This is a genomic window from Mycolicibacter heraklionensis (assembly GCF_019645815.1).
GTDB lineage: Bacteria > Actinomycetota > Actinomycetes > Mycobacteriales > Mycobacteriaceae > Mycobacterium > Mycobacterium heraklionense.
In genome coordinates this window covers 832,248-854,444 of the sequence record NZ_CP080997.1, presented here as the reverse complement: position 1 = coordinate 854,444, position 22,197 = coordinate 832,248, and the positions used below count along the sequence as shown (strand labels likewise).

Annotated in this window: 22 protein-coding genes; 10 read left to right on the top strand and 12 right to left on the bottom strand. The window is 67.8% G+C overall.

Annotated features, from left to right (window positions below; translation table 11 throughout):
• Window positions 1-20 precede the first annotated feature (20 nt).
• From K3U94_RS04065 to K3U94_RS04040, 6 genes are read right to left on the bottom strand one after another with little or no spacing between them, the layout of a single operon-like run.
• A complete protein-coding gene (locus tag K3U94_RS04065) occupies window positions 21-1,028 on the bottom strand; it encodes an acyl-CoA dehydrogenase family protein (protein ID WP_230987392.1) in 1,008 nt (335 codons plus the stop codon).
• Complete coding sequence (locus tag K3U94_RS04060; protein ID WP_220695660.1) at window positions 1,025-2,182, bottom strand: acyl-CoA dehydrogenase family protein; 1,158 nt, start codon at window positions 2,180-2,182, stop codon at window positions 1,025-1,027. Before K3U94_RS04060 ends, K3U94_RS04065 begins: the two co-directional genes overlap by 4 nt.
• Window positions 2,179-2,961, bottom strand: coding sequence for an enoyl-CoA hydratase/isomerase family protein (locus K3U94_RS04055; RefSeq protein ID WP_220695659.1), 783 nt, complete (start codon window positions 2,959-2,961; stop codon window positions 2,179-2,181). The genes K3U94_RS04060 and K3U94_RS04055 overlap by 4 nt, the downstream gene beginning before the upstream one ends.
• Window positions 2,958-3,875, bottom strand: coding sequence for an acyl-CoA dehydrogenase family protein (locus K3U94_RS04050; RefSeq protein WP_220695658.1), 918 nt, complete (start codon window positions 3,873-3,875; stop codon window positions 2,958-2,960). Before K3U94_RS04050 ends, K3U94_RS04055 begins: the two co-directional genes overlap by 4 nt.
• Window positions 3,872-5,041 carry an acyl-CoA dehydrogenase family protein gene (locus tag K3U94_RS04045; protein WP_220695657.1) on the bottom strand — a complete coding sequence of 390 codons (1,170 nt, stop codon included), beginning with the start codon at window positions 5,039-5,041 and terminating at the stop codon, window positions 3,872-3,874. Before K3U94_RS04045 ends, K3U94_RS04050 begins: the two co-directional genes overlap by 4 nt.
• Window positions 5,038-6,174 (bottom strand): CaiB/BaiF CoA transferase family protein, encoded by a 1,137-nt coding sequence (locus tag K3U94_RS04040; RefSeq protein WP_220696660.1) that lies wholly within the window; start codon window positions 6,172-6,174, stop codon window positions 5,038-5,040. The genes K3U94_RS04045 and K3U94_RS04040 overlap by 4 nt, the downstream gene beginning before the upstream one ends.
• Before the next feature lie 185 nt (window positions 6,175-6,359).
• On the opposite strand from K3U94_RS04040, the gene K3U94_RS04035 reads away from it, so the two are divergent.
• The 5 genes from K3U94_RS04035 to K3U94_RS04015 are packed head-to-tail and all read left to right on the top strand — an operon-like array spanning window position 6,360 to window position 12,496.
• Window positions 6,360-7,967 carry an NHL repeat-containing protein gene (locus K3U94_RS04035; RefSeq protein ID WP_220695656.1) on the top strand — a complete coding sequence of 536 codons (1,608 nt, stop codon included), beginning with the start codon at window positions 6,360-6,362 and terminating at the stop codon, window positions 7,965-7,967.
• Window positions 7,964-8,701 (top strand): GntR family transcriptional regulator, encoded by a 738-nt coding sequence (locus K3U94_RS04030; protein ID WP_220695655.1) that lies wholly within the window; start codon window positions 7,964-7,966, stop codon window positions 8,699-8,701. Before K3U94_RS04035 ends, K3U94_RS04030 begins: the two co-directional genes overlap by 4 nt.
• Window positions 8,701-10,233, top strand: coding sequence for an AMP-binding protein (locus tag K3U94_RS04025; RefSeq protein WP_220695654.1), 1,533 nt, complete (start codon window positions 8,701-8,703; stop codon window positions 10,231-10,233). The genes K3U94_RS04030 and K3U94_RS04025 overlap by 1 nt, the downstream gene beginning before the upstream one ends.
• 2 nt (window positions 10,234-10,235) lie before the next feature.
• Window positions 10,236-11,021, top strand: a complete 786-nt coding sequence (locus K3U94_RS04020; protein ID WP_220695653.1) for an SDR family NAD(P)-dependent oxidoreductase — start codon at window positions 10,236-10,238, stop codon at window positions 11,019-11,021.
• Window positions 11,018-12,496, top strand: coding sequence for an AMP-binding protein (locus K3U94_RS04015; protein WP_220695652.1), 1,479 nt, complete (start codon window positions 11,018-11,020; stop codon window positions 12,494-12,496). The genes K3U94_RS04020 and K3U94_RS04015 overlap by 4 nt, the downstream gene beginning before the upstream one ends.
• Here K3U94_RS04015 and K3U94_RS04010 read toward each other — a convergent pair.
• A complete protein-coding gene (locus K3U94_RS04010) occupies window positions 12,465-13,829 on the bottom strand; it encodes a cytochrome P450 (RefSeq protein ID WP_220695651.1) in 1,365 nt (454 codons plus the stop codon). The genes K3U94_RS04015 and K3U94_RS04010 overlap by 32 nt on opposite strands.
• Before the next feature lie 125 nt (window positions 13,830-13,954).
• Window positions 13,955-14,737, bottom strand: a complete 783-nt coding sequence (locus K3U94_RS04005; RefSeq protein ID WP_220695650.1) for an enoyl-CoA hydratase — start codon at window positions 14,735-14,737, stop codon at window positions 13,955-13,957.
• Between the two features lie 232 nt (window positions 14,738-14,969).
• On the opposite strand from K3U94_RS04005, the gene K3U94_RS04000 reads away from it, so the two are divergent.
• The 5 genes from K3U94_RS04000 (at window position 14,970) to K3U94_RS03980 (ending at window position 18,122) form a co-directional block, all read left to right on the top strand.
• Complete coding sequence (locus tag K3U94_RS04000; RefSeq protein ID WP_230987390.1) at window positions 14,970-15,620, top strand: TetR/AcrR family transcriptional regulator; 651 nt, start codon at window positions 14,970-14,972, stop codon at window positions 15,618-15,620.
• Window positions 15,621-15,823: 203 nt separating this feature from the next.
• Window positions 15,824-16,240: a Zn-ribbon domain-containing OB-fold protein gene (locus K3U94_RS03995; protein WP_220695649.1), complete on the top strand. Its 417-nt coding sequence runs from the start codon at window positions 15,824-15,826 to the stop codon at window positions 16,238-16,240.
• Between the two features lie 13 nt (window positions 16,241-16,253).
• Window positions 16,254-17,408, top strand: a complete 1,155-nt coding sequence (locus K3U94_RS03990) for a thiolase family protein (RefSeq protein WP_220695648.1) — start codon at window positions 16,254-16,256, stop codon at window positions 17,406-17,408.
• Between the two features lie 65 nt (window positions 17,409-17,473).
• A complete protein-coding gene (locus tag K3U94_RS03985; protein ID WP_047317740.1) occupies window positions 17,474-17,704 on the top strand; it encodes a FitA-like ribbon-helix-helix domain-containing protein in 231 nt (76 codons plus the stop codon).
• A gap of 10 nt (window positions 17,705-17,714) precedes the next feature.
• The gene (locus K3U94_RS03980; RefSeq protein ID WP_047317585.1) at window positions 17,715-18,122 is read left to right on the top strand and encodes a type II toxin-antitoxin system VapC family toxin; all 408 of its coding nucleotides are present in this window, start codon (window positions 17,715-17,717) and stop codon (window positions 18,120-18,122) included.
• Window positions 18,123-18,175: 53 nt separating this feature from the next.
• Here the strand turns inward: K3U94_RS03980 and K3U94_RS03975 are convergent, their stop codons facing one another.
• Genes K3U94_RS03975 through K3U94_RS03960 form a run of 4 tightly spaced genes read right to left on the bottom strand, consistent with a single transcriptional unit; the run spans window position 18,176 to window position 22,153 of the window.
• On the bottom strand, window positions 18,176-19,201 hold the full coding sequence (locus K3U94_RS03975; protein WP_220695647.1) for a CaiB/BaiF CoA transferase family protein: 1,026 nt from the start codon (window positions 19,199-19,201) through the stop codon (window positions 18,176-18,178).
• Window positions 19,202-20,155, bottom strand: a complete 954-nt coding sequence (locus tag K3U94_RS03970; RefSeq protein ID WP_220695646.1) for an LLM class F420-dependent oxidoreductase — start codon at window positions 20,153-20,155, stop codon at window positions 19,202-19,204.
• Between the two features lies 1 nt (window position 20,156).
• Window positions 20,157-20,576, bottom strand: coding sequence for a cobalamin B12-binding domain-containing protein (locus K3U94_RS03965; RefSeq protein ID WP_047317587.1), 420 nt, complete (start codon window positions 20,574-20,576; stop codon window positions 20,157-20,159).
• Window positions 20,576-22,153: a methylmalonyl-CoA mutase family protein gene (locus K3U94_RS03960; RefSeq protein WP_220695645.1), complete on the bottom strand. Its 1,578-nt coding sequence runs from the start codon at window positions 22,151-22,153 to the stop codon at window positions 20,576-20,578. The genes K3U94_RS03965 and K3U94_RS03960 overlap by 1 nt, the downstream gene beginning before the upstream one ends.
• Window positions 22,154-22,197: the final 44 nt, after the last annotated feature.

The following is a 22,197-nucleotide window of genomic DNA, read 5'->3' as shown; positions in this document are numbered from 1 at the left end:
AAACTCCTTGCTTGACTTTGCTAATACCGTTGAGCGAGACGACGACGGTGCGCTGCCGGGGATCCGAACAGCGACCGGTTGAACGTGGCGCGCTTCAGGTAGACGTGGATGCCGCTCTCCCACGTGTAGCCGATGCCGCCGTGCAGTTGTAGCGCTTTGCCGACCACGTCGACGGCGGCAGCGCAGGTGTAGGACTTCGCCATGGCCACCGCCACGTCGGATTCGTGGGTTTCGTTGGCTACCAGGGCGTCGACGGCCTCGCGCACCAAGCTCCGGGCCACCGAGATTTTCACCAGCATGTCGGCGCACGCATGTTTGACGGCCTGGAAGGAGCCGATGGGGCGCCCGAACTGCTGGCGGGTCCGCGCGTAGGACACCGTGGCGTCGAGCATGGCCTCGGCCAGGCCCAGGCTGTCGCACGCCACGGCGACCGCCGCCCGATTGAGGACGGACTGCGCGCTCCCGGCGAGCGGCAGAGGCTCGGCCACCTCGACCCCGTCGGCGGTGACGGTGGCGACGTGGCGGGTTTCGTCGAGCACCGGCTGACCGGTGACGGTCAGACCCTCGACGGTTGCCACGACGTCCGCCCCGGACGCATCGGTTGCCACCACCAGCAGCCGGTCGGCGCCGTGGGCGTCCGGCACGAAGTCGGCACGGCCGGTCAACCGCCGTTCGCCATCCAGAGCGAACGACCCCCCGATCACCGCGGCAACCCGGGTCCGTCCGGCGGCGACGTCGGCCAGCAGCGCGTCACGAACCTCGCTGTGCTGCAGGCTGTTCAGCAGGCCCACCGTCAGCACCGCACCGCCCAGATAGTGCGTTGCCGCAGCGGCGCGGCCCAGTTGCTGGCAGATCACCGCGGTTTCGGCGAACGTCGCGCCGGCCCCACCGAATCCATCGGGGATCTCCAGCCCGACCCAACCGGCGTCGACCATCGTGGACCAGTCGACGACACGGCCGCGGGCCAGCACGTCGGCGGCGACCGCGCGCAGGTCGTCGTGAAGTTCGGCGAAATCGGTTGCGGTCACGGCATGCTCGGTTCTCTCGGCAGGCCGAGGCCGCGTTCGCCGATGATGGTGCGCTGAATCTCGCTGGAGCCGCCGGGGATGGTCCATTCCCAGGAGCCGATGAAGTCCAGCACCCACGACCCCGACTCCCAGCCGCTGGACAGCGGTTTGCCCAGCACCGTGTGGGCGTCCAGCCCACCGATCTCGGTGCCGAAGTCGGTGAGCCGCTGCAGCACCTCGCTGTAGAAGAGCTTCACGATCGAGGCGTCGGCCGGGCCGGCGGTGCCGGCTTCGACGTCGTGCACCAGTTGGCGGCACATGCCGCGCAGCCCGGTGATCTCGGTTTCCAATTGCGCCAGCCGGTCGGCCACCACCGGGTCTTCGGTGGGGGCGGCCTGCACCAGCCAGCGAAATCCGGCGCAGCCCAGTCGTTCGGCGAGCTCGAGCATGGTCATCCCGCGCTCGGCGCCCAGGGTCGCCTGCGCCACCTGCCAGCCGGTGTTCTCCGCGCCGATCAGATTGGTCGCCGGGATGACGACGTCGTCCAGGAAGATCTCGCAGAAATGCTGGTCACCGACGGCATTGCGGATCGGCCGCACCTGCACCCCGGGCGTGTCCATGTCCAGCAGGAAGTACGAGATGCCTTTGCGCTTCGGGGCGCCCGGGTCGGTACGCGCCAGCAGCAGACACCACTGCGCGTGGCTGGCGCCGCTGGCCCACAACTTCTGGCCGTTCACCACATAGTCATCGCCCACCCGACGCGCGGTGGTGCGCAGCGATGCCAGATCCGAGCCGGCCTCCGGTTCGGAGAAACCCTGCACCCAGATCTCGCCGTCGAGGATCGCCGGCAGATGTCGGCGCCGCTGTTCCTCGGTGCCCGCGGCCAACAGGGTCGCCGCGGCGTGGTGGATGCCGACGAAGGCCAGCACCAGCCGGGGCGCGTCGTGGGCGGCGAGCTCCTGGTACAGCACGGCCTGATCGGCCACGGACATCCCGCCGCCCCACTCGCGTGGCCAGTGCGGGACCGCGAACCCGGCGCTGTGCAGGGTGGCGAACCAGCTGCGTTGGAAGTCGACGAACTCCTGCTCACTCACCCCAGTCTGGGCGCGGCGCCAGTCCGCGGGGATGTTGTCGCGGCACCACTGGCGCACTTCGGAACGGAAGTCGGGCGTCATCGCCGGTTCGCCCGCTCCGCGAAGGCGAGTAGGCGCTGCCGGTGTTCGTCGGACTTCATGGTCGCCACCTCGGCGGCGAACCCGGCTTGCAGCGGCCCGGCCAGCACCTGCGACAGGTACATGTTGACCACCCGCTTGGTGCCCTGCAGCGCCTCGGGCGGCTGTGCCGCCAGGCGGGCGGCCAGCTGATGTGCTTGCGGCAGCAATTCTTCGGGCGCCACCGTGCGGCTGGCCAGTCCGAGCTCGACGGCGGTGGCGGCGTCGATCCGGTCACCGGTGTAGAGGTATTCGCGGGATCGCAGGATCGGGGTGATCAACGGCCAGAGGGCAGCCCCGCCGTCACCGGCGACCAACCCGACCGCCACGTGCGGATCGGCGAGGTAGGCGCTCTGCGAGATCAACACGATGTCGCAGAGCACCGCCACGCTGCAGCCCAGTCCGACGGCGGGTCCGTTGACGGCCGCGATGATCGGCAGCGGGAACCGCAGCATCTCTTCGACGATCTGAGCCCCTTCGCGGATGCTCTCGTCTCGGGCGACTTCGTCGTGCAGGAACGTGGTGATCCAGTTCAGATCGCCGCCCGCGGAGAACGCCCGCCCGGCGCCGGTCAGCACCACGACCCGGATCGCCTTGTCGGCGGCCAGTTGGCGCCACACGTTGGCCAGGCCCCAGTGCAGGTTGGCGTTGACACTGTTGAGCTCGTCGGGCCGGTTGATCGTGACGGTGCGGACCGGCCCGTCACCGGTCACTGTGATTTCCTGGGGCAGGTCGTATTTCATGCGTAGAGTCCCGTCAGTCCGGTGTGCTGGGTACGGCGGGCCAGCCGGTCGCGGGTGGCCGACAACCCCCACGGCAGGCGGCGCAGCGGCTGGCTGTAGCGCGACAGCCACGACAGTGCGGTCTCGTCGCAGAATCCGACGGCACCGTGCAGTTGGTGGCAGATCCGGAACACCACTTCGGCGGCCTCCAGCGCCGCCGATCGCAGTGCCAGCGCGTCATCGGTGGCTTCGGGCCGCCCGGTCGCGATGCTCCACAGCGCGTATTTGGCCAGCATGTCCACCCCGGCGCGTTCCACCTCGGCGTCGGTGAGCTGGAACTGCACACCCTGGAACGTCGACAGCGCCTGACCGAACTGTTCGCGCAGCCGCACGTGGGAAATCGTCAGATCCATTGCCCGGTCCAACATTCCGAGCAGCGTCCAGCACTGCAGCGTCAATGCCAGCGCGACGTCATCGGTACCGGCGTCGTCAAGCTGTGCCAAAGTCAGCTCCGCCACCAGAGCCGGCCGGGCCTCCGACTGCCCCACCACGGTGCTGCGCACCCCGCCCAGCGTGACCGTGGCCCAGCGCTTGGACAGCCCCGCCACCACGCCGGCGGGGGCATGGCCGGCGACCACGATCAGCCCGTCAACGTCGAGATCGGCCGGCGCGGAAAGGCATTCGGCCACCGGGTACGGCAGCGCCCAGTACCCGGCGCTGCGGCACAGCGCGGCGGCCGCCTCGAGTTCGTCGGCGTCGGCGCGGGGCTTCAGCTCGTACGCTCCCAGCCCGCGCAGGATCGGGCCCACCACTTGCTCGCGGGAACCGGGGTCGGCGTCAGCGCGCACCACCAAGTCGTCGCCGCCTGCCGCTTCGAAGGCGCTGCGCGCCGCGCGCCCGAATTCTTGCGCGTCCGCGCCGAGTTCGAGATTCATCGCCCCGGCCCCAGCAGAGCGCGCGACAGCAGGATGCGCTGCATCTCGATGCTGCCCGAGGACACCGTGGCGGCCTGCGAATAGCGCCAGTGGTCTTCGACCTCCTGGCGATACCACTGAGCCTGCGGGTTGTCGGGCGCTTCGGCGGCGATCTCCATCAGCACCTCCGCGCTCTCCTGGTCCAGCCGGGTGACCGCGATCCGGTAGGCGGCCGCGTCACCGGGCGCTATGCGACCACTGGCTTGCAAAGACACCACCCGGTAGGCCATCAGGCGGGCACGCCGGCAGTGCGTGAGCATGCGCGCCCATCGGGCAGTCAGCTCGCCGGGCAGGGCCTCCCATCGCTGCCCGAGGGCGTGCGGCGCCGCGGCGAGCAGCCGTTCGCAGCGCGCGTAGCGGGCGATGCCGACTCGCTCAAAAGCCATCACGTCGGCCACGATCGACCAGCCCGCGTCGATTTCGCCGAGAACGTCAGCGTCGGTGACGCGCAGGTCGTCGAAGAACACCTCGTTGAGATGGTGCGGACCCATCATGGTGCCCAGCGGTCGGACGGTGATGGCGGGGTCGTCCATCGGGACCAGGAACACCGTCAGGCCCTGCTGCTTCTTGGTGACCGATCCTTCACCGACCCGGGTGGTGCGCACCAACAGGAAGCACCACTGCGCCATGGTCGCATACGAGGTCCAGATCTTCTGGCCGTTGATCAGCCAACCGTCACCATCGCGGCGGGCGTGAGTGCGCAGCGAAGCCAAGTCTGAGCCGGCTTCGGGTTCGGAGAAGCCTTGGCACCAGATCACCTCGCCGGACGCGATCGGCGGCAGGTGGCGGCGCTGCTGCTCGGGAGTGCCGTGCCGCATGATGATCGGTCCGACCCAGTTCACCCCCATGTACTGCGCCCCGCGCGGCTCATGGTGCGCCCACATCTCCTCGCGCACCACGGTGTGCTCCCACACCGGGGCGCCCGCCCCACCGAATTCCTCCGGCCAGGACAGACACAACAGATCCTGCTCCGCCAGCACCCGGCAGAACCGTTGTGCTGCAGCAAAATCAGCGGGGTCGTCGGTGAACGCACCCGGGAACCGGTCGGGCAGCTCCCGTTCGATCAGGTCACGCAACTGGGCCCGTAGTTCGCCGGCGCGCGTCCCCAAGTCGAAGTCCAGCGTCATGCGGTGCCCCGCTCGAGTCCGAGTTCGGCGAAGACCGCCGCGGTGTGCGCGCCGAGCTCCGGCGCCGCGCCGGCAACCCGTCCGGGGGTCCGCGACAGCCAGGTGGGCACCCCGGGGAAGCGAACCGGGCCGTTCGGGGTGTCCACGGTCTCGAACAGCCCCACCGCGTTGAGGTGCGCATCGTCGAACAGCGCCCCGGGCGAGTTCAGTGGGGCCGCTGGGATTTCCAGCTCCTCGAACAGCGCCAGCCACTGGGCGGTGGTGCGCTCTTTCATGGTCTGCGCCACCAGCCCATAGATGGTGTCGATCTGTTGGGCCCGCTGCGCCAGGGTGGCATATTGCTCGCAAGACCAGGGCGGCTGCACCGCACCGATGAAGGCGTTCCAGTGCTTGTCGTTGTAGATCAGCGCGGCGATCTGGCCGTCGCTGGTGGCATAGGGGCGCCGGTTGGGCGCCACCGTGCGCGGGTAGACGGCCGGGCCCAGCGGCGGGTCGAACATCGCGCCGTTGGCGTGTTCGACGAGCATGAACGAGGCCATGGTCTCGAACATGGCGACTTCGACTTCCTGGCCCTCTCCGGTTCGTTCGCGGTGGAACAACGCCATCATCGTGGCGTAGAGGGCGGTCAGTCCGGCGATCTTGTCGGCCATGATGGTGCCGACGTAGTCGGCCCGCCCGGTGAGTTGCTCTTGCACCGCGGGCAGTCCGCATTCGGCCTGAATGGTGTCGTCGTAGGCCGGGCGGTCGGCGGCCGGGCCGCGGCGCCCGTAGCCGTAGCAGTTGGTGTAGACGATCGCCGGGTTGAGCACGGCCACTTCGGCATAGCCCAGGCCCAGCTTGGCCATCGCCTTGGCCCGCATCGAGTGAATGAACACGTCGGCCCGGCCGATCAGTGCGGCAATAGCGGTCCGTCCGGCCTCGGTGCGCAGATCCAGCACGACGCTGCGTTTGCCCCGGTTGACGTTGACGAACACCCCGCTCATGTCGGGTGCGGGGCCAGCCGAGATGTAGCGGGTGGCGTCGCCCTCCGGGGGCTCGACTTTGATGACGTCGGCACCCATGTCGGCCATGATCTGCGTGCAGTACGGCCCCATCACCATGGTCGTCAGATCCACCACTCGCACGCCGCTCAGCGGCCCGCGCGCCGGCGACTCGCCATCCACCCCGTTGGCGCCAGCCGTTATTTGTTCGGACAAAATACTCCGTTCTGCGTAATGCAGAACACTATTCCGCAGCGGTTATTCGTGCGTCAAGGCCGGGTTGCCCGGTCGCGGCGGACTATTGTCTGGACTAACTGGGCTTGATAACGTCCGGAGTCATGACCGCCTCCCCGCCACTCCCTCGCGAGCTGGCCGGTACCCTCTCCGCGGCGCCGGGCTGGCGGCTGGAGCGGGTCACCGAACCGAGCCGACTGTTCGGCGCCAACGGGCTGCGAACCGGCCCGGACGGCCGGGTCTACATCGCGCAGGTGACCGGCAGCCAGATCAGTGCACTGGATGTGACCACCGGCGAGTTGGCAGTCGTGAGCGCGCGCGGCGGCGACGTCGTCGCTCCCGACGATGTCGCCTTCGACGAGCGCGGCACCTTGTACGCCACCGAGGTGATGGATGCCCGGGTCAGTGCGCTCGATGCCTCCGGCCGCAGCCGGGTACTGCGCGACGACCTGCCCTGCGCCAACGGCATCACCGTGCACCACGACCGGATGTTCGTCGGCGAATGCCGCGAGGGCGGACGCCTGATGGAACTCGACCGGGCCACCGGCGGTAGGCGCATCCTGGCCGAGAACCTGCCGTCGCCCAACGCCATGGAGGTGGGGCCCGACGGGCTGCTGTACTTCCCGGTGATGACCGCCAACGAGATCTGGCGGATCGATCCCTTCGCCACCGATGCCGTCCCGGAGCGGGTCGCGGGCGATCTGGGCGTACCGGACTCGGTGAAGTTCGACGCCGACGGCTTTATTGTGTCCACCCAGGCCGCCAGCGGACAGGTGCTGCGTATCGATCCGCGCACCGGCGAGGCCACCGTACTGGCGCAGCTGCGTCCCGGACTGGACAATTGCACCTTCGTCGACGGGCGGCTTTTCGTCTCCAACTTCACCGGCGAGATCACCGAAATCGCCGGCGGGGGACAGACATCGACGGTGCTGCCGGGCGGTCTGAACTGGCCGCTGGATCTCACCGTGGACGGCTCCGGCAGGCTCTACGTCGCCGACGGCACCTACTTCTACGCCGTTGGCGAGGGCGGCCGGCTGGAAACCCTCGGCATGCTGTTCAGCCCCGGTTATCCCGGCTTCGTACGGGGCGTGGCCGCCGTCGGCCCCGGCGAGTTCGTCGTCACCACCTCCGGCGGGCAGGTCGCGCGCTACGTGCCGGCGCAGTCGTCCAGCGAGGTGCTCGCCGACGGCTTCGACCAGCTTTACGGGGTGGCGGTAGGGCCCGCCGGTGTCGCGGTCACCGAGTTCGGCACCGGCCGGGTATTGGGGGTGCGCGCCGGCTCGGTTGAGGTGCTGGCCCGCGACCTGGCGGGGCCGGTCGGGATCCAGATCGCCGATGACGGGACCTGTCTGGTAGCCGAATCCGGTGCCGGCCGCGTGGTGCGGGTCAGCGGCTCGGGAATCCAGACGGTGGTCGACGGACTCCTTCGGCCGCAGGGGATTACGCTGGCGGACCGCACGCTGTACGTCGTCGACGCCGGAACCCGGCAGGTGCTCGCCGTCGACCTCGACACCCGGGCGCGGCAGGTGATCGCCGACGGGCTGCCGATCGGGCCGCCTCCGGGCGTGAAACCCAAACCGCTCAACGGAATGCCGCCGTTCTCCGGTCCTCAAGGTCCGTTCGCCGGTATCGCGCGCGGCCGCGACGGCACCCTGTTCGTCTCGGCCGACGGCGACGGCAGCGTGCTGGCACTGCACCCGGTCGGGCCGTGACCGACCACCGCTACCTGAAGGTCGCCCGGACGCTGCGCAAGGAGATCGCCGACGGCGTCTATCCGATCGGCTCGCAGCTGCCCACCGAACACGAACTGTGCGAACGGTTCAACGTCAGCCGCTACACGGTCCGCGAGGCGCTGCGACGACTGCGGGAGGACAACCTCGTCGCCTCCCGTCCCCGCGCGGGCACCGTGGTGATCCCCCGCGCCGCGACCAACTGCTACGCCCAAGACGTGGTGTCGATCGATGACCTGGTGGCGTTCGCAGCCGGCGCCGAGTTCGAGATCGACTCCAACGCCATGGTCACCCTCGACGCGGATGCCGCCGCGCGCACCGGTCTGCCGGTGGGCACCGAATGGCTGGCGGTGCGCGGCAACCGCCGGAGGGAGGGTCAAACCGCGCCGATCTGCCGGACCGAGTACTACATCAACCGTGCGTTCGCCGGAGTCGGCCGGCTGCTGCAGCGGCACTCCGGCCCGATCTTCCCGCTGGTCGAGGATGTGTTCGGCGTCAGCGTCGTCGAAGTCCGCCAACACATCCGCGCGGTGATCATCACCCCCGAGCTCGCGACTGCGCTGGCCGTCGAGCCTGGCACCGCCGGCCTGCAGATGCAGCGCAGCTACATCACCTCCGAGGGTGAGATCGCCCAGGTGACGGTGAACACCCATGCCGGCGACGACTATCGCTACTCGATGACGCTGCACCGGGTGCCCGGACCGGGCGCACTGTGATGGCCCGCTTTGCCGGCACGCTGGCCCACGCTCTGGCCGACGCCGCCGCGCAGACCCCGCAGCGGGTCCTACTGGTCGACGGCGCCACCCGGCTGACCTGCCGAGAGCTGCACCGCCAGGCGACCGCACTGGCCGGGGCGATGCTGGAGAAGATGCCGACGGGCAGCGTGGTGTCGTTCATGTTGCCGAACTGGCACGAGGCCGCCGTGGTCTATCTGGCCGCGACGCTGGCCGGGATGGTGGTGAACCCGATCCTGCCGTCGCTGCGTGACGCGGAGCTGACGTTCATCCTCGCCGACTCAGGAACCCGAATGCTGTTCGCGCCAGAGCAGTTCCGTGGTCACGACTACGCGGCGATGCTGACCCGCGTCACCGGTTCCCTCGCCGACCCGCCCGAGGTGGTGCTGGTGCGCGGTCTGTCGGCCGGCTACGCAGCCCTGCTCGGCGGATCCCCCGGAGCCGCACTGCCGACGTTGGATCCCGACGCGGTCCGGCTACTGCTGTACACCTCCGGTACCACTGGCCATCCGAAAGGTGTTCTGCATAGTCATAATTCGATTAATGCCCTGATTCACCAGCTGGGCCGGCACTGGATGGTCGAACCCGGTGACCGGTTCCTGGTCCCGTCCCCCATCGCCCACATCGGGGGATCGGTCTATGCGTTCGAGGCGCCGCTGATGCTCGGCACCACCGCCGTCCTGATGGACACCTGGAACCCCGATACCGCGATAGCGCTCATGCTTTTCGAACACTGCACCCACGTGGCAGGGGCAACACCGTTTCTGGCGCAGTTGCTCACCGCCGCCCGTGAGGCCGGCACCCGCCTGCCTGATCTCAAGCTCTTCGTCTGCGGCGGCGCGTCGGTCCCGTCATCGTTGATCCGCGAGGCGGCCGGCTACTTCGGTAGCGCCGTCGTCACCCGGGTGTACGGGTCCAGCGAGGTTCCGGTGACCACAGTCGGATCGATAGGCCCCCACGAACTTTCTCACGCCGCAGACACCGATGGCCGGGCCGGGATCGCCGACATCAAGCTGGTGGCCCGCCCCGGCGGTTCACCCGGCGAAGGCGAGATCTATGTCCGCGGCCCCCAGATGCTGCTCGGCTACCTGCGCCCCGAGGACGAGCGCGACTGCTTCGATGACCAGGGCTACTTCGCTACCGGCGATCTCGGCCGGTGGGTCGACGAGCACTATCTCCTCGTCACCGGACGACTCAAGGACGTGATCATCCGCAACGGCGAGAACATCTCCGCGCGCGAGGTGGAGGACATCTTGATCGGCCATCCGGGCATCTCCGAGGTCGCCGTGGTCGGGATCCCCGATACGCACACCGGGGAGCGCGCCTGCGCGGTGATCGTGCCGACCGGCGACGACGCTCCCGACGTCGCGGATCTGCGGGCGATGCTGACCGCCCACGGTGTCGCGCTGTTCAAAGCCCCTGAGCAGGTGGTGATCTGGGATGAACTTCCCAAGAACGATGCCGGCAAGGTTGTCAAGCAGCAGATACGGGCGGCTCTGATCGGAGGTAACTGACCATGCAGGTGGCGATCGTGACCGGGGCCAGCAGCGGAATCGGGTTCGGCTGCGCGGCAAAGCTTGCCGAGGCCGGGATGGCGGTGCTGGCAACCGGCCGCGACGCCGGACGCTTGGCCGGTTTGGCGGCGACGCTACAGGAGTACGGAATCGATCCCGACCGGATCGCCACCGTGGCAGTCGACCTGACCACTGCGCAGGCACCACAGCAGATCCTCGACACCGCCCTGTCCCGGTGGGGCCGGGTGGACTATCTGATCAACAACGCCGGTGTCGGCAGCCCCAAGCCGCTGCACGAAACCGACGACGAGACCTTGGACCATTTCCTGAATCTGATGCTGCGGGCTCCGTTTCGGCTGGCACGCGACGTACTGCCGCACCTGCGGCCCGGATCGGCGATCATCAACATCACCTCCACCTTCGCCGTGGTGGGCGGACTGCGCGGCGGGGCGTACTCAGCCGCCAAGGGCGGGCTGACCGCACTGACCACCCACATCGCCTGCCAGTACGGCGCCCAGGGCATCCGCTGCAATGCGGTGGCCCCCGGTGTCACCGTGACCCCGATGGTCGAACAACGCCTGTCCGACAACCGGTTCCGCAAGCTCAACGCCGAGATGACGCCATATCCGCGACTGGGCCGGGTGGACGACATCGCGGGCACCGTGGCATTCCTGTGCTCGGAGGCCGGCTCCTTCATCAACGGCCAGACCATCGTCGTCGACGGTGGCTGGAGTTCGACCAAGTATCTGTCCGACTTCGGCCTCGACTCCGACTGGGTGCAACCGTGAACCTGTTCACCTTGCTGGACCAGGCGGCGACCCGGTTCGGCGAGCGGGGTGCGGTGTATCAGGGCGAGCGGCGGCTGCACACCTGGAGCGAGCTGGCCGATCGCGCACGACGACTGGCGACGTCGCTGAGCCGGGTGGCGGGAGCCGGCGCACGGATCGCCATCGCCAGCGAGAACCGGCCGGAGATCATCGAGCTGATGTTCGCCACCTGGGCGGCCGATTGCGCCGTCGTTCCGCTCAATTACAAGCTGCACCCGCGGGAGATGGCGCAGATCATCCGCGACGCCGGTGCGGCGCTGGTCTTCGCGTCCCCGAAGCTGGCCGCGGGGCTGACCTCCGAGCTGCCCGGAGCCGTTGGCGCACCCGTCGAGACCATCGGCGGCGCAGCATATCTGGACCGGCTTACCTGCCCGCCCGCTGAAGAAGTCAACCCGGATCCGGCACGGCTGGCGTGGCTGTTCTACACCAGTGGCACCACCGGGCGCTCGAAGGGCGCCATGCTGACCCACCGCAACCTGATGGCGATGACGCTGGCACATCTGGCCGACCTCGATGACCCCGACGCCGACTGCAGCCTGATCCACGGCGCACCGATGTCGCACGGATCGGGGCTCTACATCGCGCCCTACGTGTTACGCGGAGCCCGCCAGGTGGTACCGGAGTCGGGCGCGTTCGACGCGCACGAATTCCTCGACCTGTGCGGGCATCATCGCGGCGCCACTGCCTTTCTCGCGCCGACGATGGTGGGCCGGCTGGTGGCCACCGGCCGGCACCGGCCGGCCAACCTGCGCACCATCATCTACGGCGGCGGGCCGATGTATCTCGGGGACTTGAAGCGGGCGATGACCGCGTTCGGTCCGGTGTTCGCTGAGCTCTACGGCCAGGGCGAAGCGCCCATGACGATCACCGGCCTAAGCCGCGCCGATCACCTCGGTGACGACGCGATCCTGGGCTCGGTCGGCTGGCCACGGACCGGCGTCGAGGTCGCGGTGCTGCGCGACGACGGCACCCGAGCGCCCGCCGGCGAAGTCGGCGAGATCGTCTGCCGCGGCGACGTCGTCATGGCCGGCTACTGGAACAACCCGGACGCCACCGCCGAGGCCGTCCGGGACGGCTGGCTGTTCACCGGCGACAAGGGTTCATTCGACACCCGCGGATTTCTCACCCTGCGCGACCGCTCGAAGGACGTGGTGATCAGCGGGGGCAGCAACATCTATCCCCGCGAAGTCGAAGAGGCACTGGTGAGTCATCCCGGCGTCATCGAGGCTTCAGTGGTGGGCGCACCCGACGCTGAGTGGGGCGAGATCGTGGTCGCCTTCATCGTGGGCGACGCCTCAGTTGCCGAGTTGGACAGTCATCTGCTGGAACGCATCGCGCGGTTCAAGCGCCCCAAGCGCTACGAGTTCGTCGACGCGCTGCCCAAGAACAGCTACGGCAAGGTGCTCAAACGCCAGCTGCGTTCCCAGCTGCGGTGAGGTCGGCGGCCGCCGGCCGGCCGGTTTCGCGCCGGTGCACCACCGCCAGGCCGCCGCGTCCCGCGGCTGTAGTGACACCTCGGGAATGGTGACGCTCGCCCTTGGCCGTGGTCGGAACCAGTTCGTAGTGGCGCAATAGCGTACGTAGTGTGACCAGCATTTCCATGTTGGCGAACGCGGCCCCCACGCAACGGTTCACCCCGCCGCCGTAAGGCACCCACAGTGCCGTATCGGGCGGATTGCCCACGAAGCGATCCGGGTCGAAGACGTCGGGGTCGGCGAAGTTGTCCCCGGAGAAGTGCATCAACCGGAAGGCAACCACCACCGCGTGGTTCTCCGGAATAACCCACGGGCCCAATTTGATCCGCGTACGAGTGATGCGGCCGGTCCCTTCGACAACAGATCGGGTCCGCTGCACTTCCCATATCACCGCCTGTAGCAGTTCCGATCCACCGGCATCGACTTCGTCGACCAAGCGGTTCAACAGATCCGGGTGGCGACGAAGCCGTTCGACCGCCCACGCCAGCGTGGTCGCCGTCGTCTCGTGACCGGCAGCCAACAACGTCAGCAGCTCATCGGCGATGTGCACGTCACTGATCGGCTGCCCGTCGTCGTAGCGGGCCGTCAGCAGCAAAGCCAGGACGTCGGTTCGTTCGGCAAAGTCGGGTGAGTTGCGCGCAGTGTCGATCAGTTTCGCAATCAAGGCGTCGTAGCGTCGCCGATAGTCTCCGAAGCGCCCGCCCGGGCTCAGTCGGCCGAAGTCGCGTCGCGCCCGCGGTGGCAGCACCGCCAGCCGGGACCCCGACGCCACCAGTGTTGGCAACACCTCGCGCAGTTCATCGAATTCGGCTCCTTGAGCACCGAATACGGCACGCAGGATGACGTTGAGCGTGATGCGCATCATCGACGGCTGGGTGGCGAACTCGCGGCCTTCGGGCCACGTCGCGATCTCGCGCAGCACCTCCGCTTCGACGATGGATTCATATCCGCTCATCCGCTTGCCGTGGAACGGCGGCACCAACAGTTTGCGACGGCGAAGATGCGGGTTGCCGTTCAGGCTGAACGTCGAACCCGGCCCCAAGACCGCGCCCAGATTGCCGGGCCGGCCCACCAGGTCGCTATGGGTCGTGAACAGGTTCTTGACCAACACCGGATCGCTGAGCACCACCGCATGACCGACGATCGGCAGCCGCAGCGAAAACGCGCCACCGTAGCGTTTCCCCAATGCCCGCATCGCGGTCTTGCGAGCGGTCAGAAACAGCAGGGCCGCCAGCGGCTTCGGAATCGGCGCTACCGGCGGGAGCCGCACCGGATCGGTCGTCTTCTCAGCCACTCCAACACCTTCCCAACAGTCGGTACATGTGGGTACCACGGTGCCATGAGTGAGCCGCTCACCTCAATCGTTAGATTCCCCGAGAACCGAACCGCCGGGCTCATGCGGCGGTCGCGGCTGAGTGGCTATTTGACCTGAGACTTCATCTCGTCAAGGTTCACCAGAATCGGCCATCCGCACACCGACAGCGCGTTGCCGTGACCGGTCTCGTGGATGTCGAACGCGGACTGGATCGCCGAATGGAAGCCCTGCACGTCGAGGGTCTGGTTGACCGCACGTTTGGCCTGGCGCAGCGCGAACGACGGCATGGTGGCGATGTGCTCGGCGAGTTGGCGGGTCTCGGAGTCCAGCTGCTCACGGGGAACCACCCGATTGACCATGCCGGTCTGCGCGGCTTCCTGCGCGGTCATGGCGCGGCCGGTGAACAGCATCTCTTTGGCCTTGCGCGGACCCAATTCCCAAGTGTGCCCGTGGTATTCGACGCCACCGATGCCCATCAACACCACCGGGTCAGAGAACTGAGCGTCGTCGGCGGCGATGATCAGATCGCACGGCCAGCACAGCATCAGCCCGCCCGAGATGCAGCGGCCCTGAACCGCGGCGATCGACGGCTTGGGCACGTTGCGCCACCGCAGCGTGTACTCCAGGTAGCGCTTGCACTCGTGTTTGTAGATGAACTCCAGGGTGATCTTGTCCGGCACCGGGCCGCCGCCCTTGAGGTCGTGACCGGCCGAGAAGTGTTTGCCGTTGGCGCGCAACACGATGACGGCGACGTCATCGTCGTCGGCGGCGCGTGTCCAAGCCGCGTCGAGCTCGTCGAGCAGCTCGGTGTTCTGAGCGTTGGCGGCGTCGGGCCGGTTCAGGGTGATCGTTGCGATCTTCTCGGCGACCTCGTAGTCGATGTACATGCGCGTCCTTAATCAGTTGCGGGAATCAGCGGCGGATCAGGCCGAGCGGACTCCCGGGCGCCACGGTCTGCGGCCGTGCCGACACATCGCAGAGAAGGGCCTTCTCATCACAGGAAAGTTACCATCTTCGCGACTGCGATGGCAGCGTCGCGACAGCCTGGCGCCGATCCGGGGCTGTTCTCCGGTAGGGTGCATTCGTGTTCTCCCAAAAAGGCAACCGTTGGAGCCGGTGGTGAGTAACCCGGAAGAAGAGCCCGTCTGGAAGCAGCGGGCGGTCGAGCGGTCGATCAAGACCGCACGGTTGCGGGCCGCCCAGCGCGTACAGCGCTTCTTGGACGCAGCCCAAGCCATCATCATCGAAAAGGGCAGCACCGACTTCACCGTCCAAGAGGTCGTCGAGCGCTCCCGACAGTCGCTGCGCAGCTTCTACCTGCAGTTCAACGGCAAGCACGAGTTGCTGCTGGCACTGTTCGAAGACGCGCTGGTGCGCACGTCCGACCAGATCCGTGCCGCAACCGACGGCCAGACCAAGCCGTTGGAGCGGCTGAAAGTGGCGATCGAGCTGCTCTTCGAGCTCTCTCGACCCGACCCCTCAGCGAAACGGCCGCTGTTCACCGACTTCGCGCCGCGCCTGCTGGTCTCGCACCCCACGGAAGTGCGGGTGGCCTTCACCCCGCTGTTGACGCTGCTCACCGAACTGATGGAAGCCGCCGACGCGGCCGGCGAGCTACGCAAGGGCGTCAACGCCCGGCGCATGGCGGCCATGGTCATGCAGACCGTCATGTTCGTCGCTCAGTCCAGTGCCGAGTCCGACGATCCGGCGGCCCACCCCATCACCGCCGACGAGCTGTGGGACTTCTGCGCCCACGGGCTCGCCAAGTAGCCCCCCTGCTTTCTGCGCGAGCGTGCGCGTTTGCACGCGACACGCCGCGCGAAATTGGCATTCTGCGCACCCTCGCCCGCGTAGCGCCGCCGTCCCATATCCCGGACCGGTCGTCCGGGCTTCCCCAGCCGTAGGCACGTATGCTCTAATCGAGAATGTGATTTCCACTTTCTGCGTGCCTGCCTGGAAGATCGGTGGCGCCGATGCGTAAACCCCTCGACCCGGACGTCACCAACTGGCCCGACGAGGACGTGGCCCTGATCGGCAGCCAATGCGCCGATTGCCAAGCCACGGTGTGGCCCCGCCAGGATCACTGCCCGCGATGCAGCGGCCCGCAGATGCAGGACCTGCTGCTGCCCCGCCAAGGCACTTTGGAGGCCTGGACCACCCAGGGTTTCGTCCCGAAGCTGCCCTACGCCGGCGGCGAGACCGCCGAGGGCTTCACCCCGTACGGGGTCGGGCTGGTCCGACTCGGCGACGTGGTCCAGGTCGAGGCTCGCCTGACCGAATCCGATCCCGCCAAGCTGAAATTCGGCATGGACGTCGAATTGACCATGGTGCCGTTCTACGTCGACGACGACGGGACCGAGATTCTCACCTGGGCATTCCAGCCCGTCTAAGGAGACCTGGAAAATGACGGTAGCGAACAACGATGTGGCGATCATCGGCGTCGGGCTGCACCCGTTCGGCCGATTCGACAAGTCCGCGATGCAGATGGGCGCCGAGGCCATCCACCTCGCCCTGGCCGACGCCGGGGCGCAATGGAAGGACATCCAGTTCGGGGTGGGCGGCAGCTATGAGATCTCCAACCCGGACGCGGTGACGCGGCTGGTCGGTCTCACCGGCATCCCGTTCACCAACGTGTTCAACGCCTGCGCCACTGCGGCCACGGCCACCCAAGTCTGCGCCGACAACATCCGGTCGGGTAAGTACGACATCGGCATCGCGATCGGGATGGACAAGCACCCCCGCGGCGCGTTCACCGATGACCCGGCCAAGCTGGCCCTGCCGGCCTGGTATGCCGAGAACGGGCAGTTTGTCACCACCAAGTTCTTCGGCATGAAGGCCAACCGCTACCTGCACGATCACGGCATCTCCCAGCGCACCCTGGCCAAGGTCGCCGCCAAAAACTTCCGCAACGGAGCATTGAACCCCAACGCATTTCGGCGCAAGCCGATGTCTGAGGATGCCATCCTCGACTCGACGGTGCTGAACTACCCGCTGACCCAGTACATGTTCTGCGCGCCCGATGAAGGCGCGGCCGCGGTGATCATGTGCCGCGCCGACATCGCGCACCGCTTCAGCGGTAAGCCGGTCTACCTGCAGGCCACCGAGATCCGCACCCGCCGCTACGGCGCCTACGAAGTGCACGCCACCTCCGCCCCGATCGAAGAGGACGTGGCGCCCACGGTCTATGCCGCACGCGCCGCCTTTGAGAAGGCTGGCGTGACACCGGAAGACGTCGATGTGGTCCAGTTGCAGGACACCGACGCCGGCGCCGAGATCATCCACATGGCCGAGTGCGGCTTCTGCGCCGACGGTGACCAGGAGAAGCTGCTCGCCGACGCGGCGACCGAGATCAGCGGGGCGCTGCCGGTCAACACCGACGGCGGGCTGATCGCCAACGGCGAGCCGATCGGCGCGTCGGGACTGCGCCAGATCCATGAGCTGGTGCTCCAGCTGCGTGGCCAGGCCGGTGACCGCCAGGTGCCCGGAGGCCCGAAGGTGGGGTTCGCCCAGGTCTACGGCGCGCCGGGTACGGCGTCGGCATCGATCGTCATGGTCTGAGCGTCTGAAACGAAATCACTCACTAACTGCATGCGCATGCCATGCGCATGTGCTATGTTGTGAGGATGGCGGTTGCGATTCAGATCAAAGATGTCCCTGAAGAAGTTCGCGACGCGCTGGCAGCCCGCGCCGAAGCGCGCGGCCAGTCCACGCAGACGTACCTGCGATCGCTGTTGGAACGGGAGTACCAGGCGGGGCGCAACCGGCAGCTCTTGGAGACCTTGGCCGGTCATCGCAGCCTTAGCATGACAGCCGAGGAAGTGACGGCCGTCATCCGCGCCGACCGCGACGGATGAGTTTCCGCCGATGATCGTGGTGGACGCTGGTGTCCTGGTGTTGGCGCTCACGAGCGGCACTCCGCAAGGCAACGCGGCACGCACAGCCCTGAACGGCGATGACGCCTGGCTTGCACCGGCACACATGCCGGGCGAGGTGCTACGCACCCTGCACAAAGCCGTGCTGCGCAAGCAATTGGAGTTCGAGGACGCCGAGGCCGCTGCCGAGACGGCCACCGCACTGGCTATCGAATACGTGCTTCCTGATGCACTGCTTCTGCGCACCGCCTGGTCCTGGCGGCACAACATCTCGATCTACGATGGCCTGTATGTCGCTGTCGCGGTGGAACGTTCCGCCGCCGTAGTCACTGTCGACAGCCGCTTGGCCGATGCTGCTGACCAGCTCGGTATCCCCGTCGCAATCAACCTGCTCCAATAGCGCAGCAGCAGATCGTGCCGCGCCGAGCTGCGTTCAAGGTGTAGCCGCCCCCGTCAGTCGTCCAGCGCCGGCGGCGGCCGGTAGTCCGGTTCATACCCGGCGATCCGGATCGGGCTGCCCACCAGCCGGAAATCGCCTGCGGTGACGACCATTTCCGGATGCTCCTTGAGGGCTTCGGGCAGCGTGCGCACCGCCGCCGCCGGGATGCCCAGAGGACGCAGTCGCGCCTCCCAGCCGGCCGCGGTGTCAGAAGCCAGCGCGGCGGTGACCACCGCAAGCACCTCATCGCGGCGGGCCGCGCGCTCGGCCATCGTCGCGAAGCCATCTACGCCGGCCTCCGCGGCGAACGTCTTCCAGAACCCGTCATGGGTGACGAACAACGCCAGATATCCCTCGGCGGTCGGGAAGAGCTGCGCGGGAACGTAATACGAATGCGCTCCGTGTGGGTGCCGTTGGGGTTCGATGCCGTCGTTGAGGTAGGCCGCCGCGCGGTAGTTCAGTTGCGAGAGCATCACATCCAGCAGCGACACTTCCACCTGCCCACCACGGCCGCTGACGATCTGCGCCAGTAGGCCCAACGCCGCCGTCAGGCCGGTGGAGTTGTCCGCCGAGGAGTAGCCCGGCAGGGTCGGCGGCGCGTCCGGGTCCCCGGTCATCGCGGCGATCCCGGTGGCGGCCTGGATCACGTAGTCGAAGGCCGGTTGATCGCCGCCGTCCAGGCCGAACCCGGTCAGCGCGACGCAGACGATCCGCGGATTGAACCGTCGCAACGACTCATACGTCAGTCCCAGCCGGCGGATCACCGACGGCTTCATATTCACCAGCAGCGCATGGGATTCGGCAACCAGCTCGCCCAGTGCGGCCTGCCCGGCCTCCGACGTCAGGTCCAACTGGATGCTGCGCTTGTTGCGGTTGAGGCTGGCGAAGTAGCTCGGGCCCACCTGGCGGGAGATCTCGCCGCCCGGCGGTTCGATCTTGATGACCTCGGCACCGAGGTCGGCCAGCAGCATGGTGGCGTACGGGCCGGCCAGCATCACCCCCACTTCGAGGATGCGGATCCCGGCGAGCGGTCCGCTCACCTAGACGGCCTTGGCGAGTTCGGCGATCACCTCGCGGGTGCGGTACTTGGAGGCGACCAGTTCGTCGCGGGTGTCGCCGATCGGCAGCAGCCGCACTGACAGGTCGGTCACCCCGGCGTCGGCGAACTGCTTGAACCGCTTCAGGATCGACTCTTCGTCGCCGGCCGCGCACAGGTCGCCGACACTACGGGCCTCACCGCGGTCGAGGAGGCGCTGGTAGTTGGGCGAGGTCTCGGCCTCGGCCAAGATCCGGTTGGCGCGCTCCTTGGCGGCTTCGATCTCGGAGTTGGCGCACAGCGTGACCGGGATGCCGGCGACGATGCGCGGCGCGGGCCTGCCCGCTTGCGCCGCGGCCCTGTTGATCTTGGGCGCGATATGTTCGGCGATGGCCTTTTCGTCGGCCATCCACAGCGACGTGCCGTCGGCGTGCTCGCCGGCGATCTGCAGCATCACCGGGCCGAGCGCGGCCACCAGCACCGGCATCTTGGTCTCGGCGCTGAGCGCGGTCGGGTTGTGCACGGTGAAGTGGTCGTTCTCCACGTCAACAGGGCCGGGTCCCGACAGTGCGGCGTTGAGCACCTGCAGGTAGTCCCGGGTGTAGGCGGCGGGTTTGTCGTAGGGCAGGCCGAGCATGTCCCGGATGATCCAGTGGTGCGACGGCCCGACGCCCAGCGCCAGTCGCCCACCCGAAATGGCGTGCACCGAAAGCGCTTGGCGGGCAAGTGCAATCGGGTGCTGGGCCTGCAGCGGCACCACGGCGGTCCCGAGCTCGATCCGGGTGCTGTGCGAGGCCATCAACGCCACCATGGTCAACAGATCGAAGTCGTCGGGCACCTGCGGCATCCACGCGGTGGACAGGCCCGCCGAGTCGGCCCATTCGATATCGGAGATCAGTTTCTTGACCTTGCGCGACATGTCACCGCGCTCGGCTCCGATCATCACGCCAAGGCGCATGTCAGTGTGCCCCCGCCTTCTCGACCACCTGCCGGACCCCGGTCACCAGATCGTCCAGTGTGGTTCCGGTGGGAAAGACCGCCGTAGCCCCGGCGGCCAGCAGTTTGGGCACATCGCCCTGTGGGATGGTGCCGCCGACAACGACCGCGATGTCGCCACCGTCGGCGGCTCGCAGCGCCTCGACGATGCGACCGGTCAGCGCCACATGCGCACCGGAGAGGATGCTCAAGCCCACCACCGCCACGTCCTCCTGCAGGGCGGTGGCGACGATGTCCTCGACGCGTTGCCGGATGCCGGTGTAGATGACCTCGAACCCGGCGTCCCGCAGGGTGCGGGCGACGATCTTGGCCCCCCGATCGTGGCCGTCCAGACCGGGCTTGGCAACCAGGACCCGTACGGGGGAAGTCAATGGAGAAGTCATCAGTACACCACCGGTTGCTGGAACTCGCCCCAGACCGCCTTGAGCGCCGAGACCATCTCGCCCACCGTGCAGTAGGCGTTGGCGCAGTCGATCAGGGGATGCATGAGGTTGACGTCGCCCTCGGCCGCGCGTGACAACGCCGCGAGCTTGGCGGCGACGTCGTCGGCGTTGCGATCGGCCTTGACCCGCGCCAGCCGCTTGAGCTGAACGTCGCGGCCTTCGGCGTCCAGTTCGTAGGTGGCGATCTCCGGTGGTGGCTCGTCGGATGTGAACTTGTTGACGCCGACGACGGGCCTTGTGCCCGACTCGATCTCGTGATGGATCTTGAACGCCTCGTCGGCGATGAGACCCTGCAGGTAGCCGTCCTCGATGGCGCGGACCATGCCGCCGTGGTTCTCCAGGTCGGCCATGATCTCGATGATGCGCTCTTCGGTGGCGTCGGTGAGCGCCTCGACGAAATAGGAGCCGCCGAGCGGATCGGCCACCCGGGTCACCCCGGTCTCATACGCCAGGATCTGCTGGGTGCGCAGCGCCAGGGTCGCGGACTCCTCGCTGGGCAGCGCGAACGGCTCATCCCAGGCCGCGGTGAACATCGACTGAACCCCGCCGAGCACCGCCGCCATCGCCTCGTAGGCCACCCGCACCAGGTTGTTCTGGGCCTGCGGCGCGAACAGCGATGCGCCGCCGGCCACGCAGCCGAACCGGAACATCGACGCCTTGTCGCTGGACGCGCCGTAACGTTCCCGCACGATCGTGGCCCACCGCCGCCGGCCGGCCCGGTATTTGGCGACCTCCTCGAAGAAGTCGCCGTGGGTGTAGAAGAAGAACGAGACCTGGGGGGCGAACTGCTCGATGCTCATTCGGCCGCGCTCCACGACGGTGTCGCAGTAGGTGACGCCGTCGGCGAGGGTGAATGCCATTTCCTGCACGGCGTTGGCGCCCGCGTCGCGGAAGTGCGCGCCGGCCACCGAGATCGCGTTGAATCGCGGTACTTCGGCGGCGCAGAACTCGATGGTGTCGGCGATCAGGCGCAGGGACGGTTCGGGCGGCCAGATCCAGGTGCCGCGCGACGCGTACTCCTTGAGGATGTCGTTCTGGATGGTGCCGGTGAGCTTGGCGCGTGGCACCCCGGACCGCTCGGCGGCGGCCACGTAGAAGGCCAGCAGGATGGCGGCGGTGCCGTTGATGGTGAAGCTGGTGCTGATCTTGTCCAGCGGGATGGAGTCGAACAGGATCTCGGCGTCGGCCAGGGTGTCTACCGCCACCCCGACCCGGCCGACTTCTTCACCGACCTCCGGGTCGTCGGAGTCGTACCCGCACTGGGTGGGTAGGTCCAGGGCCACCGACAGCCCGGTTCCGCCCTGGCTCAGCAGGTATTGGTAGCGCCGGTTGGACTCCTCGGCGGTGCCGAAGCCGGAGTACTGACGAAACGTCCACAGCCGTCCGCGGTAGCCGGACTCGAAGTTTCCGCGGGTGAAGGGATACGTCCCGGGAGCCGGCGGCTCTTCGCGCCGGTCGTCCGGGCCGTATACCGGTTTCAGCGGAATCCCTGAGGAGGTCTGCACTGGGTCGCTCATCGATGGATACGGTACTTGCAAAAAATGAGAATGCCAATACCACT